This window comes from Pseudomonas sp. MPDS (assembly GCF_013283895.1).
In the GTDB taxonomy this organism is placed as follows: Bacteria; Pseudomonadota; Gammaproteobacteria; order Pseudomonadales; family Pseudomonadaceae; genus Aquipseudomonas; species Aquipseudomonas rhizophila.
The window spans coordinates 1,230,527-1,244,212 of the sequence record NZ_CP054128.1; the positions used below are offsets into that span (position 1 = coordinate 1,230,527).

The window sequence follows — 13,686 nt, forward strand, 5'->3', positions numbered from 1 at the left end:
GGTTCTGGGCTATAATCGCCGCCCTTTTTTGAATCACCTGCCAGGCGATTTCCCATGACCAAACAGGCCGCCGAAGTCGCGAAACGCCGCACTTTCGCCATTATTTCCCACCCCGATGCCGGTAAGACCACCATCACTGAAAAGCTCTTGCTGATGGGCAAGGCGATTGCAGTGGCCGGCACGGTGAAATCTCGCAAGTCCGACCGCCATGCCACCTCCGACTGGATGGAAATGGAAAAACAGCGGGGTATTTCCATTACCACGTCGGTCATGCAGTTCCCGTATCGCGATCACATGATCAACCTGCTCGACACCCCGGGCCACGAAGACTTCTCCGAAGACACCTACCGCACCCTCACGGCGGTGGACTCGGCGCTGATGGTCCTCGACGGCGGTAAAGGCGTCGAGCCACGGACCATCGCCCTGATGGACGTCTGCCGTCTGCGGGATACTCCGATCGTCAGCTTCATCAACAAACTCGACCGTGACATCCGCGACCCGATCGAACTGCTCGACGAGATCGAAGCGGTCCTGAAGATCAAGGCCGCGCCGATCACCTGGCCGATCGGCTGCTATCGCGACTTCAAGGGCGTGTACCACCTGGCCGACGATTACATCATCGTCTACACCGCCGGGCATGGTCATGAACGCACCGAAACCAAAATCATCGAGAAGCTCGACTCCGACGAGGCCCGCGCCCACCTGGGCGACGAGTACGACCGTTTTGTCGAGCAGCTGGAGCTGGTGCAAGGCGCCTGCCATGAGTTCGACCAGCAGGAATTCCTCGACGGCCAACTGACCCCGGTGTTCTTCGGTACGGCGTTGGGCAACTTCGGTGTCGACCATGTGCTCGACGCCGTGGTCGATTGGGCACCGCGCCCGCTGGCCCGTGTCGCCAACGAGCGCACCGTGGAGCCGGTGGAAGAGAAGTTCACCGGCTTCGTGTTCAAGATCCAGGCGAACATGGACCCCAAGCACCGCGACCGCATCGCCTTCATGCGCATCTGCTCGGGCAAATACGAAAAAGGCATGAAGATGCGCCACGTGCGCACCGGCAAGGACGTACGCATCGGTGACGCCCTGACGTTCTTCTCCTCGGAACGCGAGCAACTGGAAGAAGCCTTTGCCGGTGACATCATCGGCCTGCACAACCACGGCACCATCCAGATCGGCGACACCTTCACTGAGGGCGAAGCCCTGGGTTTCACCGGCATCCCGCACTTCGCCCCGGAGCTGTTCCGCCGCGTGCGCCTGAAAGACCCGCTCAAATCCAAGCAACTGCGCCAGGGCCTCCAGCAACTGGCCGAGGAAGGCGCCACCCAGGTGTTCTTCCCGACCCGCAGCAACGACATCATCCTCGGCGCTGTCGGTGTGCTGCAGTTCGACGTCGTCGCCAGCCGTTTGAAGGAGGAATACAAGGTCGAGTGCTCCTACGAGCCGATCACCGTGTACTCCGCTCGTTGGGTCGAATGTGGCGACAAGAAGAAATTCGAAGAGTTTTCCAACAAGGCCGTGGAAAACCTCGCCTTGGATGGCGGCGGTCACCTGACCTACCTGGCCCCGACCCGGGTAAACCTGGCGCTGATGGAAGAGCGCTGGCCGGATGTGAACTTCCGTGCGACGCGTGAGCATCACTAAGCGCTGAGCTTTACACCCAGAACCCCGCACCGAAAGCTGCGGGGTTTTTTATTTCCACTTAACGACTGGGCACCACCAACCCCCGGTGGGAGCGAGCGTGCTCGCGATGGCGCAGTGTCAGTCAATCTCAAAGCTGCTGACCCACCGCCATCGCGAGCAGGCTCGCTCCCACACTGGAACTTCAGCGGGCAAAAAAATGTGTTCGGCCCAGATTCCTCTGTGGGAGCAAAGCTTGCTCGCGATAGCGGAGTGTCAGTCAATCTCAAAGCTGCTGACCCACCGCCATCGCGAGCAGGCTCGCTCCCACACAGGAACTTCAGCGGGCAAAAAAATTGTGTTCGGCCCAGATTCCTCTGTGGGAGCAAAGCTTGCTCGCGATAGCGGTGGGTCTGGTTGCGGGGGTGTTGAATGTGCCTTCGCCATCGCGGGCAAGCCTTGCTCCCACAAGGTTTGTGGGGTGAGCTGATAGTCGGTCCACTTCATAACCGTTCGGGATAATCCTTATTCGAAACCATTCTGTGCCCGCATGGCATTTCTGCCTGTGCATGGGCGTCTTATCTGAGGAACCGACCGTTCAGGATCAGCGTTTCTTGAACGCCGTCAGGCTTGGGCTTTAACCAGAGAAAAAAAGGAATCGGCTATGAACGCATTTCTACGCGCGATGATTTTGTTGAAGGTTTTGCTGATGCTGTCCCTCGGTTCGTCAGCGGCTTGGGCCGAGTGCGATGAGCATGAAAAGCAAGCGGCGAACGGGCCCGTGGCGCAGGGCGAATTGATCCTTGCCGCCAATGAAGAACAGCAACCCGGCGATCAGGATGATGACGATTCGACGATTGATGATCCTGATGCCGATGATGGTGATGAAGGTGATAGCCAGACGTAGAGTTCAGATAACAAAAAACCCCTTCCGGCCGATCGATGTTGATCGGAGGGAAGGGGTTAGTTGTGTTCCGGCCTCATAGACCGAGGTGGTCGATTTGCGGCCGCTACGCGCCCCAGCGGGGATAAATCTCCTCGCCACAGGGGCGCGCCTAGTCCTTGACGGGTTTACGCCGCGCCGTCGAGGAATTGCTCGGCGTAGTGACACGCCACCTGCCGGTTATCCAGCAACCGCAAGGCCGGTTCTTCGGTCTGGCAGCGCTCGGTGGCGTATGGGCAGCGCTTGTGGAAGGCGCAGCCGGACGGTGGGTCGAGCGGGTTGGGCAGTTCGCCGACGATTTTGATCTTCGGCTTGTTCGGGTCCGGGTGGATGGTCGGGGTGGCCGAGAGCAGCGCCTGGGTGTACGGGTGCAGCGGACGGCTGTAGATGGACTCGTTAGGGCCCATTTCCACCGGACGGCCGAGGTACATCACCATCACGTCGTCGGCCACGTGCTGCACCACCGCCAGGTTGTGGGAGATAAACACGTAAGCGGTGTTGAACTCCTGCTGCAGATCCATGAACAGGTTCAGCACCTGGGCCTGGATCGACACGTCCAGCGCCGACGTCGGTTCGTCCGCCACCAGCACCTTGGGTTGCAGCATCATGGCGCGGGCCAGGGCGATGCGCTGGCGTTGGCCGCCGGAGAACATGTGCGGGTAGCGCTGGTAATGCTCGGGGCGCAGGCCCACCTGCTTCATCATCGCCTGGACTTTCTCCCGCCGCTCGGTGGCCGACAGGTTGGTGTTGATGAGCAAGGGCTCGGCCAGTTGATCACCGACTTTCTGCCGTGGGTTGAGGGACGCGTACGGGCTCTGGAACACCATCTGCACGTCTTTGCGCAACTGCTTGCGCTCGGCCTTGTTCGCGCCGGCCACTTCCTGGCCGGCGATTTTCAGGGAGCCGGTGGACGGTTCCTCAATCAGCGTCAGGGCCCGGGCAAGGGTGGATTTGCCGCAACCGGATTCGCCCACCACGGCCAGGGTCTTGCCGGCTTCCAGTTCGAACGACACGCCGTTGAGGGCGCGCACGGTCGCATGGCCCTTGAACATGCCACGGGACACTTCGTAATGACGGGTCAGGTCACGGGCGGTAAGTACGACGGCCATCACGCCACCTCCTGGTTCAACGGGTAGAAGCAGCGGGCGAGGCTGTTGGATTTCGGATCGAGGGCCGGGCGTTGTTGACGACAGTTGTCCTGCACATACGGGCAGCGCGGCGACAGCAGGCAGCCTTGCGGACGGTCGTAGCGACCGGGGACGATACCTGGCAGCGTCGCCAGGCGCTCGGCGCCCATGCTGTGTTCCGGAATCGCCGCCAGCAGTGCTTCGCTGTACGGGTGGGCGGGGATGTCGAACAGCTCCGGCACCTTGCCCACTTCCACCGCTTGGCCGGCGTACATCACGCACACACGCTGGGCGGTTTCAGCCACCACGGCCAGGTCATGGGTGATCAGCACTAGACCCATGTCCTGCTCTTTCTGCAGGGCCAGCAGCAGGTCCATGATCTGCGCCTGAATGGTCACGTCGAGGGCGGTGGTCGGTTCGTCGGCGATCAACAGTTTCGGCTCGCCGGCAATCGCCATGGCAATCGCCACACGCTGGCTCATGCCGCCGGACAGTTGGTGCGGGTAGGCGTTCATGCGGCTGGCGGCGCCCGGGATTTCGACTTTCTCCAGCAGTTCGATGGCGCGCTGGCGGGCGGCCTTGCCGGACATCTTCAGGTGCAGGCGCAGCACTTCTTCGATCTGGAAACCCACTGTGTAGCTGGGGTTGAGCGCGGTCATCGGGTCCTGGAACACCATCGCCAGGTCCTTGCCGACGATCTGCCGACGCTGGCGGTTGCTCAGCTTGAGCATGTTCTTGCCATCGAAGTTCAGCGCGTCGGCGGTGACGATGCCCGGGTGCTCGATCAGGCCCATCAGCGCCATCATGGTCACGGATTTACCCGAGCCTGATTCACCGACGATGGCCAGTACTTCACCCTTTTCCACGCTCAGGTCCAGGCCGTCGACCACCGGCACGGCGGTGGCGTCGCCGAAGCGAACGTTGAGATTCTTGATTTCTAGCAGTGACATGGGAATCTCCTCAGGCGGCATTCTTGAGTTTCGGGTCCAGCGCATCGCGCAAACCGTCGCCCATCAGGTTGATTGCCAGCACGCTGAGCAAAATGGTCAAGCCAGGCAGGCTCACCACCCACCAGGCGCGTTCGATGTAGTCTCGGGCCGAGGCCAGCATGGTGCCCCACTCCGGGGTTGGCGGCTGGACGCCCAGGCCGAGGAAGCCCAGGGCGGCGGCGTCGAGGATCGCCGAGGAAAAGCTCAAGGTTGCCTGCACGATCAGCGGCGCCATGCAGTTGGGCAGCACAGTGATGAACATCAGGCGCGGCAGGCCGGCACCGGCCAGGCGGGCGGCGGTCACGTAGTCACGGTTGAGTTCGCCCATCACCGCGGCGCGGGTCAGGCGCACGTAGGACGGCAGCGACACGATGGCGATGGCGATCACGGTGTTGATCAGGCCAGGGCCGAGGATGGCGACAATCGCCACGGCCAACAGCAGCGAGGGTAGGGCGAGCATGATGTCCATCAAACGCATGATGGTCGGGCCGAGCAGACGCGGGAAGAACCCGGCGAACAGTCCCAGCAGGATGCCCGGGATCAGCGACATCACCACCGACGACAAGCCGATCAGCAGCGACAGACGCGAACCCTGGATCAGCCGCGACAGCAAATCGCGCCCCAGTTCGTCGGTGCCCAGCAAAAATTGCATCTGACCGCCTTCGAGCCAGACCGGCGGTGTCAGCAAAAAGTCGCGGTATTGTTCGCTCGGGTCATGGGGGGCGACCCACGGGGCGAAGATCGCGCAGAACACGATCAGGGTCATGAACATCAGCCCGGCCACGGCGCCCTTGTTGCGGGAAAACGCCTGCCAGAATTCTTTGTAGGGGGACGGGTACAGCAGGCTTTGATCGACTGCTACCGAGGTAGTTGGAGTACTCATGGTTTTGATCTCAGCGCTGGTGACGGATACGTGGGTTGGCAAAGCCGTAGAGCACGTCCACGACGAAGTTGACCAGAATCACCAGGCAGGCGATTAACAGGATGCCGTTCTGCACCACGGGATAGTCCCGGGCGCCGATGGCTTCGATCAGCCACTTGCCGATACCTGGCCAGGAGAAGATCGTTTCGGTCAGCACCGCACCGGCCAGCAATGTGCCGACTTGCAGGCCGACCACGGTCAGCACCGGGATCAGCGCGTTGCGCAGGCCATGCACGAATACCACTCGCGAAGGCGACAGGCCCTTGGCGCGTGCGGTGCGAATGTAGTCTTCACGCAGCACTTCGAGCATCGAGGAGCGGGTCATGCGGGCGATCACCGCCAGCGGAATAGTACCCAGCACGATGGCCGGCAGGATCAGGTGGTGCAGGGCGTCGAGGAATGCCCCCGGCTCATCGGCCAGCAGCGTGTCGATCAGCATGAAGCCGGTTTTCGGCTCGATGTCGTAGAGCAGGTCGATCCGTCCCGACACCGGCGTCCAGCCCAGGGACACCGAGAAGAACATGATCAGGATCAGGCCCCACCAGAAGATCGGCATCGAATACCCCGCCAGGGAGATGCCCATCACCCCGTGGTCGAACAGGGATCCTCGCTTGAGTGCCGCGATCACCCCGGCCAAAAGGCCCAGGATACCGGCGAACAACAGGGCGGCCATGGACAGTTCCAGGGTCGCGGGAAACAGGGAACTGAACTCGGTCCAGACGCTTTCGCGGGTGCGCAGCGATTCGCCGAGATCGCCCTGGGCCAGTTTGCCGATGTAGTCCAGGTACTGGGCATACAGCGGTTTGTTCAGGCCAAGGCGTTCCATTGCCTGAGCGTGCATTTCGGGATCGACCCGACGTTCGCCCATCATCACTTCCACGGGGTCGCCGGGGATCATGCGAATCAACGCGAAAGTCAGCAAGGTGATGCCGAAGAACGTGGGGATCAATAATCCCAGTCGGCGGGCAATAAAACTAAACATCTTAAGGTGTACCTCATCAGCCGGTTAGGCGTGCCCGACAGCTCCTGGATAAGAGTTGTCGGGCGTTTTCTTATCTACTTCACCTGGGTGGTGGCGAAGTTATTGGTCGTAAGCGGGCTAATCACATAGCCCTCTACGTTCTTGCGCATTGCGGTAAACATTCGGGTGTGGGCCATGCTGATCCACGGCTGGTCCTGGTTGAAAAGCACCTGGGCCTGTTCATAGAGCTTGGTGCGCTCCTCGGGGTTCACTGTGGCGCGGGCCTGGTCGATCAGCGCCTGGAATTGCTCGTTGCACCAGCGCGCGTAGTTTTCGCCGTTCTTGGCCGCTTCGCAACTGAGCATAGGCGTCAGGAAGTTATCCGGGTCGCCGTTATCGCCCGCCCATCCGGCGGAAACCATGTCGTGCTCGCCGTTCTTGGCGCGCTTGAGCATTTCGCCCCATTCCATCACGCGGATGTCGACCTTGATCCCGACTTTGGCCAGGTCGGCCTGCATCATCTGCGCGCCGAGCATCGGGTTGGGGTTGGTCGGGCCGCCGCCGTTACGGGTGAACAGAGTGAACACGGTGCCTTCAGGTACGCCGGCTTCCTTGAGCAGTTGACGGGCTTTGTCCAGGTCCCGGGGCGGATTTTTCAGATCATGATTGAAGCCCAGCAGCGTCGGTGGGTACGGGTTGACCGCCACGGTGGCATTGCCCTTGCCGAACAGCGCGTTGACGTAGGCTTCCTTATCGAAGGCCAGGTCGATGGCTTTGCGCACCCGCACATCGCTCATGTATTTGTGGCTGGTATTCAGGGCGGTGTAGGAAACGGTCATCGCGTCCAGTTCCGTCACCTTCAGGTTCGGGTCTTTTTTGATGCTGGGGATGTCATCGGGTTTTGGATACAGCGCGATCTGGCACTCGTTGGTCTTGAGCTTTTGCATGCGCACGTTGTTGTCGGTGGCGATGGCCAGGATCAGCGCATCGGCCGGTGGCTTGCCACGGAAGTAGTCCGGGTTGGCCTTGAAACGAACCTGGGCATCCTTGTTGTAGCGCTGGAAAATGAACGGGCCGGTGCCAATCGGCTTGCTGTTGAGGTCGCCGGTCTTGTTTGCCTTGAGCAACTGGTCGGCGTATTCGGCCGGGTAGATCGAGGAGAAGGCCATGGCGATGTCCGCCAGAAATGGCGCCTCGCGGCGGGTCAGGCTGAACCTGACTGTGTGCTCGTCGACTTTCTCGACGCTCTTGAGCAGCTCTTTGAAGCCCATGCTTTCAAAGTAGGGGAAGCCTACGCTCGACAGCTTGTGCCAGGGATGATTCGGGTCCAGCTGGCGCTGAAAACTCCAGACCACGTCGTCGGCATTCATGTCGCGGGTCGGCTTGAAATAATCGGTGGTGTGAAACTTGACGCCTTTGCGCAGATGAAACGTGTACGTCAGGCCGTCGTCACTGATGTCCCAGGATTCGGCCAGGGCCGGAATCACTTCGGTGGTGCCGGGCTTGAAGTCGGCCAGGCGATTGAAGATGGTTTCTGCCACGGCATCGGCAGTGACTGCAGTCGTGTACTGGACCATGTCGAAGCCTTCCGGGCTGGCTTCTGTGCAAACCACCAGGGGTTTGGCCGTGGCGCCTACGGCGACACTCAGCAACGCAGCGGCGATGGCTGCGCGTAGGGGATTCATGTTCATCGGCAATCCTCTGCAATCGGTTAAATGGCAAAAACCGAACGACCGACCTCGTGAGTCGGCCGTTCGGTGGATGGTTTAGAGAATGTTGAACGGGATGGTGGTGACCAGGCGGAATTCGTTGATGCTGCCATCAGACTGGTTTTCGCTGGCACGGTGAGCGGTGTAGGTCGCACGGATCGCGGTAGCTTTCAATGGGCCGCTTTGTACGGCATAGGACGCGCCGATGCCGTATTCGTAGTGATGTTCACCGTCTTGAATCTGAATGCCATCGTAGCCTTTGTCGATCACACCGTTGTTGCCTTTGTAATGGGTGCCGTCGATGCCCCAGCCGCGCGCTTGGTAGATGTTGAACTTCAGACCTGGAACGCCATATTCAGCCATGTTCAGGCCGTAGGCGATCTGGAAGGATTTTTCGTTCGGGCCATTGAAGTCCGACAACAGGGAGTTGGCCAGATAGATGCCGTTAGTTTCGTTCAGGTAATCGAAATACTCGTTACCGTTCACTTGCTGGTAGGAGAGTGTCAGGCTGTGGGCCTGGTGCGCGAGGCCAAACGATAAGGAGTAAGTGTCGTTGTCGATGTCGCCGATTAGCGCCTTGCCTTCCTCCTGGGTTTTGTAATAGTTCAGCCCGGTGGTCAGGCTCAGTACCGAACTGTCGCCCAGCACATGAGTGGCGCCGAAATAGTATTGATTCCAGAGATCTTCGGCCTTAGTGGCCCAGAGGCTCGTGGTCAGGCTAGCGAGTGGCGTGTAAGTGATGCCGGCGGTGTTAATGTGATCGGACTCTTGCCGACCGTTAGCATACTCGGCGCGGAATTTACGCAGGCTTTGTTCCGAACGAGGAGATACGCGGTCGAAAGTTGCTACGTCAAAAGTCAGGTTTTCCAGCTCCGCGACATTCAGGCTCACCCCTTGAAAGCTCGACGGCAGGGCACGGTTGCCGATGGTGTCGACTTGCGGGCTGCTATAGCTCTGGCGACCGGCCGTCAGGGTGGTGCTGGAGACCCGCGCCTTTACGTTGGCCAAGCCCAGTTTGCTCCACTGGCCTACCGCGTCACCGCCTTTTTCGGTCAGGGTGCGGTTGTTGCCCGAAGCAGTGCCCGTCTTTGGCGCGCCACCGTTGCCGGCGGCCAGGTTCTCGCGATCCCGCTCTAGTGCAATGGCGTTGTAGGCAGCGATTTCAGTGCTGAAACCAACAGTGCCTTCAGTGAAGCCCGAATTGTAATTGACGATAGTGCCCTGAACCCAGTTGATACGACGATCAGTTTCGGCCAGAGCGCCATTTTTGATGTAGCCAAACTTGGCACCGCGCTTGAGCTGCTCGTTCGCGTACCAGTTACGCGTAGACCCCGTCACCGACTGGCCTTCCAGAAAGCCGGTGGCTTCGCTCTGGGCGTTTTTTTCTTTCACGGTCACCGGAGTGAACGCCTGGCTCTGTGATTCTGCGTACGCCGTGGCCGTAACGCTGCTGATGGCCAAGGCCAGTAACGCGGTGTTGCTCAGTTTCATCGGTAACGCTCCTTTTCTTTCTTTTTAATGCCGGTCTTTTTTAGTGATACGGCTATCGGTTTTTACAACTCATCTTGGCTTCGCAAACGTTTGCATTACGCCTGAACGGTGAATTTCGGCAAGACGTCTGCGTGAGGGCCCCAAATGGGGCCCTGCTGTATGGCTAATCAGTTATGGGTTCAGGCTGACGCCCGAGAACACGTTGCGACCGAAGGGGCTGACCTTGAACCCTTCGACTTTGGCGCTCAGCGGCTGGTTGACCGTCGAGTGAGCGACAGGGGTGATCGGCACTTGCTGCTTGAGCAATTGCTGGGCCTGTTTGTAGAGCACGGTGCGCTGGTCGCGATCGGTGACGACCTTGGCCTGCTTGATCAGCTTGTCGTAGTCCTGATCGCACCACATGGAGTAGTTGTTGCCGCCAATGGCATCGCAGCTGTACAGCGTGCCCAGCCAGTTGTCCGGGTCCCCGTTGTCACCGGTCCAGCCGATCAGGCTGACATCGTGCTCGCCGTTCTTGGTGCGCTTGATGTATTCGCCCCATTCATAGCTGACGATCTTCACCTTCAGGCCGATTTTCGCCCAGTCGGCCTGAAGCATTTCGGCCATCAGCTTGGCGTTGGGGTTGTACGGGCGTTGTACCGGCATGGCCCAGAGGGTGATTTCGGTGCCTTCCTTGACCCCGGCAGCCTTGAGCAACTCCTTGGCTTTTTCCGGGTTGTAGGCGGTGTCCTTGATCGTATCGTCGTAAGACCACTGGGTCGGCGGCATGGCGTTGACCGCCAGTTGCCCCGCGCCCTGGTACACGGCGTTGAGGATGCTCTGCTTGTTCACCGCCATGTCCAGCGCCCGGCGCACTTCGACCTGGTCGAACGGTTTGTGACGGGTGTTATAGGCGATGTAGCCGAGGTTGAAACCGGGTTTCTCGATCAGTTGCAGTTTCGGGTCGTTCTTCAAGGCCGGCACATCGGCTGGACGCGGATGCAGGGTGACCTGGCATTCGTTGGCCTTGAGTTTTTGCACCCGTACCGAGGCATCGGTGTTGATGGAGAAGATCAGGTTGTTCAGCTTGACCCGCTCCGGCGCCCAGTACTGTTTGTTGGCGACATAGCGGATGTTGGAGTCTTTCTGGTAGCTCTTGAACTCGAACGGCCCGGTGCCGATCGGCTTCTGGTTGATGTCGCTGGGCTTGCCGGTCTTGAGCAACTGATCGGCGTATTCGGCCGACAGGATCGCGGCGAAACTCATGGCGATGTTCTGGATGAACGCGGCGTCCACGCTGTTGAGCGTCATGACCACGGTCAGCGGCCCGGTGGCCTCGACCTTGGCGATGTTCTTGTTCAGGCTCATGCCGTTGAAGTATGGAAACTCGGTCGGGTAGGCCTTACGGAAGGGGTGCTGCGGGTCAAGCATGCGGTTGAAGGTGAACAGCACGTCGTCGGCGTTGAAATCCCGGGTCGGCGTGAAGTAATCGGTGGTATGAAACTTCACCCCTTCGCGCAGGTGAAAGGTGTATTTCAGGCCGTCTTCGGAAATGTCCCAGCTAGTCGCCAGGCCAGGTACGACGTTGGTCGCGCCCTTTTCAAACTCGGCCAGGCGGTTGTACAGCGGTTCGGCGGCATCGTTGTCAGTGGCGGTGGTGTATTGCGCGGTGTCGAAACCGGCGGGGCTGCCTTCGGAGCAGAACACCAGACTGCCGCCGGCGGCCTGGGCCATGGAAGTGGCGGCCAGCAGGCCGGTGCCCAGCAATGCGGATAAAACCAAGGTATGGCGCATGACGCTCCCTCTCTCTATGGGGTGTTTAACAGAGACCGGCGCCCTTGCAGGACCTGTCCGGGCACTGAGTTCAATCCATTGCGAACAGCGATGCCGCAGCGTCAGCAGATCGACCTGGCTCCCGACGGTATGGGCCGCGGGCCAGGCAGTAAATGCGTAACGCCTGAAAGACTTGTGGGAAAAGGCGATACGTCCTAAACCAGCTGCTGTGGTACGCAGTGCTTTTGGATGTAGGCGTTTTCCTGAGTCTTGGTCTCGGCAGGTAAAGCAACGGCGCCGTCAGAAACGCCGCCGTTGCCTACCTTTATTTGCTGACGCTGACGCCGTAGAAGGAGTTCAAGCCAAACGGGCTGATCTTGAAGTCCTGCACATTGGCGCGCATGGGTTGATACACCGTCGAGTGAGCGATAGGTGTCATTGGCACAGCGTCCTTGAGGACGTGTTGCGCCTGTTTGTACAGTTCGGTGCGCTTGGCCTGGTCGGTCGTGCGCTTGGCCTGCTTGACGAGGTCGTCGAACTTCTTGTCGCACCATTTGGAGAAGTTGTTACCGGCCAGCGAGTCGCAGCCGAACAGCACGTTGAGCCAGTTGTCCGGGTCACCGTTGTCACCGCTCCAGCCAATGATCATGGCCTGGTTCTCGCCGCCCTTGGAGCGCTTGATGTACTCGCCCCACTCATAGCTGACGATGTTGACGTTCAGGCCGATCTTCTTCCAGTCGGACTGCAGCATTTCAGCCATCAGCTTGGCGTTCGGGTTGTACGGACGCTGTACCGGCATCGCCCACAGGGTGATGTTGGTGCCTTCCTTGACGCCGGCTTCCTTGAGCAGCGTCTTGGCTTTTTCAGGGTCGTACTTGGCGTCCTTGATGGTGGTGTCGTAGGACCATTGGGTCGGCGGCATGGCGTTGACCGCCAGTTGGCCAGCGCCCTGGTAGACCGAATCGATGATCTGTGGCTTGTTGACCGCCATGTCCAGCGCCTGGCGAACTTTCAGGTCGGCCAGAATGTTCGGCTCGTTGCTGCCCTTGATCTTGTCCATCACGTTGTAAGCGATGTAGCCCAGGTTGAAACCCGCCTGGTCAGGCATCTTCAGTGCCTTGTCTTCTTTCAGCGCCTTGAGGTCGGCTGGGCGTGGGAAGAGGGTGACCTGGCACTCGTTCTTCTTCAGCTTCTGGATGCGTACCGATGGGTCGGTGGTGATGGCGAAGATCAGGTTGTCGATCTTCACGTCTTCAGGCTTCCAGTAATCCTTGTTCCCGGTGTAGCGGATGTTGGAGTCTTTCTGGTAGCTCTTGAACACGAACGGGCCGGTGCCGACCGGCTTCTGGTTGATGTCGGGGGCCTTGCCTTCCTTGAGCAGTTGGGCCGCGTACTCAGCGGACTGGATCGAGGCGAAGCTCATGGCCATGTTCTGGATGAACGCGGCATCAACATCCTTGAGGGTGAACTTGACGGTGTGGTCGTCGACTTTATCGATCTTGGTGATGTTGGTGTCCATCCCCATGTCGGTGAAGTACGGGAATTCGGTCGGGTAGGCCTTACGGAACGGGTCATCCTTGCTGATCATGCGATTGAAGGTGAACAGCACGTCGTCGGCGTTGAATTCACGAGTCGGCTTGAAATACGGGGTGGTGTGGAACTTGACGCCTTCACGCAAGTGGAAGGTGTAGGTGAGGCCGTCTTCGGAAATGTCCCATTTGGTCGCCAGGCCAGGAATCACAGCGGTGCCGCCGCGTTCGAACTGGGTCAGGCGGTTGAACATGGTTTCTGCAGAGGCGTCGAAGTCGGTTCCGGTGGTGTACTGACCAGGGTCAAAACCGGCCGGACTCCCTTCGGAGCAGAACACCAGGTTAGTCGCCGCATGGGCGAAAGGTGCGCTGGCTAACAAGCCTGCGCCGACTAAAAACGGAATGACCGCGTGTTTAAGCATGTTGGCCTCATGATTTGTTGTCATTTTTGGATTTGAGGGCGACCTCGTGAGTCGTCCTGCGGATACTTATGCAGGCCCCATACCCAATGCAAGATCCAGAGCGGTTACAGGCCTGAAACAGTGGCACGAACGTACCTTAATGTCGCATCTGTGTAACTTCTGACGCATTTGATCGTTTGCGGGGCCGTTTTTGATACAAGTTGCGCCCGATTCCTGTGCGCCTCGAA

At 59.6% G+C, this 13,686-nt stretch carries 10 protein-coding genes; 2 read left to right on the top strand and 8 right to left on the bottom strand.

The annotated features are described in order from the left end of the window. The first annotated feature begins 54 nt into the window (after positions 1–54). Together HQ912_RS05345 and HQ912_RS05350 are read left to right on the top strand one after the other, a co-directional pair. A complete protein-coding gene (locus HQ912_RS05345; protein WP_047229034.1) occupies positions 55–1,638 on the top strand; it encodes a peptide chain release factor 3 in 1,584 nt (527 codons plus the stop codon). 640 nt (positions 1,639–2,278) lie between these two features. Then, the gene (locus HQ912_RS05350) at positions 2,279–2,521 is read left to right on the top strand and encodes a hypothetical protein (RefSeq protein WP_173406554.1); all 243 of its coding nucleotides are present in this window, start codon (positions 2,279–2,281) and stop codon (positions 2,519–2,521) included. A gap of 164 nt (positions 2,522–2,685) precedes the next feature. On the opposite strand, the gene HQ912_RS05355 is transcribed toward HQ912_RS05350, so the two are convergent. The 8 genes from HQ912_RS05355 to HQ912_RS05390 form a co-directional block, all read right to left on the bottom strand. Continuing rightward, entirely contained in the window at positions 2,686–3,666 is a 981-nt protein-coding gene (locus HQ912_RS05355) for a peptide ABC transporter ATP-binding protein (RefSeq protein WP_047229032.1), read from the bottom strand. Beyond that, a complete protein-coding gene (locus tag HQ912_RS05360; RefSeq protein ID WP_173406555.1) occupies positions 3,666–4,634 on the bottom strand; it encodes an ABC transporter ATP-binding protein in 969 nt (322 codons plus the stop codon). Before HQ912_RS05360 ends, HQ912_RS05355 begins: the two co-directional genes overlap by 1 nt. A 10-nt stretch (positions 4,635–4,644) precedes the next feature. Next, complete coding sequence (locus tag HQ912_RS05365) at positions 4,645–5,556, bottom strand: ABC transporter permease subunit (RefSeq protein ID WP_047229030.1); 912 nt, start codon at positions 5,554–5,556, stop codon at positions 4,645–4,647. 10 nt (positions 5,557–5,566) lie between these two features. Then, the gene (locus HQ912_RS05370; RefSeq protein ID WP_047229029.1) at positions 5,567–6,577 is read right to left on the bottom strand and encodes an ABC transporter permease subunit; all 1,011 of its coding nucleotides are present in this window, start codon (positions 6,575–6,577) and stop codon (positions 5,567–5,569) included. A gap of 74 nt (positions 6,578–6,651) precedes the next feature. Further along, on the bottom strand, positions 6,652–8,247 hold the full coding sequence (locus tag HQ912_RS05375) for an ABC transporter substrate-binding protein (protein WP_076383542.1): 1,596 nt from the start codon (positions 8,245–8,247) through the stop codon (positions 6,652–6,654). A gap of 75 nt (positions 8,248–8,322) precedes the next feature. Further along, positions 8,323–9,756, bottom strand: a complete 1,434-nt coding sequence (locus HQ912_RS05380) for an OprD family porin (RefSeq protein WP_047229027.1) — start codon at positions 9,754–9,756, stop codon at positions 8,323–8,325. A 171-nt stretch (positions 9,757–9,927) separates the two neighbouring features. Continuing rightward, positions 9,928–11,529 carry an ABC transporter substrate-binding protein gene (locus HQ912_RS05385; RefSeq protein ID WP_047229026.1) on the bottom strand — a complete coding sequence of 534 codons (1,602 nt, stop codon included), beginning with the start codon at positions 11,527–11,529 and terminating at the stop codon, positions 9,928–9,930. 304 nt (positions 11,530–11,833) lie between these two features. Then, complete coding sequence (locus tag HQ912_RS05390) at positions 11,834–13,459, bottom strand: ABC transporter substrate-binding protein (RefSeq protein WP_076383545.1); 1,626 nt, start codon at positions 13,457–13,459, stop codon at positions 11,834–11,836. Positions 13,460–13,686: the final 227 nt, after the last annotated feature.

Coding starts and splice junctions, on each gene's coding strand:
- HQ912_RS05345 (WP_047229034.1), top strand. CDS start 55: ATGACCAAACAGGCCGCCGAAGTCGCGAAACGCCGCACTTTCGCCATT.
- HQ912_RS05350 (WP_173406554.1), top strand. CDS start 2,279: ATGAACGCATTTCTACGCGCGATGATTTTGTTGAAGGTTTTGCTGATG.
- HQ912_RS05355 (WP_047229032.1), bottom strand. CDS start 3,666: ATGGCCGTCGTACTTACCGCCCGTGACCTGACCCGTCATTACGAAGTG.
- HQ912_RS05360 (WP_173406555.1), bottom strand. CDS start 4,634: ATGTCACTGCTAGAAATCAAGAATCTCAACGTTCGCTTCGGCGACGCC.
- HQ912_RS05365 (WP_047229030.1), bottom strand. CDS start 5,556: ATGAGTACTCCAACTACCTCGGTAGCAGTCGATCAAAGCCTGCTGTAC.
- HQ912_RS05370 (WP_047229029.1), bottom strand. CDS start 6,577: ATGTTTAGTTTTATTGCCCGCCGACTGGGATTATTGATCCCCACGTTC.
- HQ912_RS05375 (WP_076383542.1), bottom strand. CDS start 8,247: ATGAACATGAATCCCCTACGCGCAGCCATCGCCGCTGCGTTGCTGAGT.
- HQ912_RS05380 (WP_047229027.1), bottom strand. CDS start 9,756: ATGAAACTGAGCAACACCGCGTTACTGGCCTTGGCCATCAGCAGCGTT.
- HQ912_RS05385 (WP_047229026.1), bottom strand. CDS start 11,529: ATGCGCCATACCTTGGTTTTATCCGCATTGCTGGGCACCGGCCTGCTG.
- HQ912_RS05390 (WP_076383545.1), bottom strand. CDS start 13,459: ATGCTTAAACACGCGGTCATTCCGTTTTTAGTCGGCGCAGGCTTGTTA.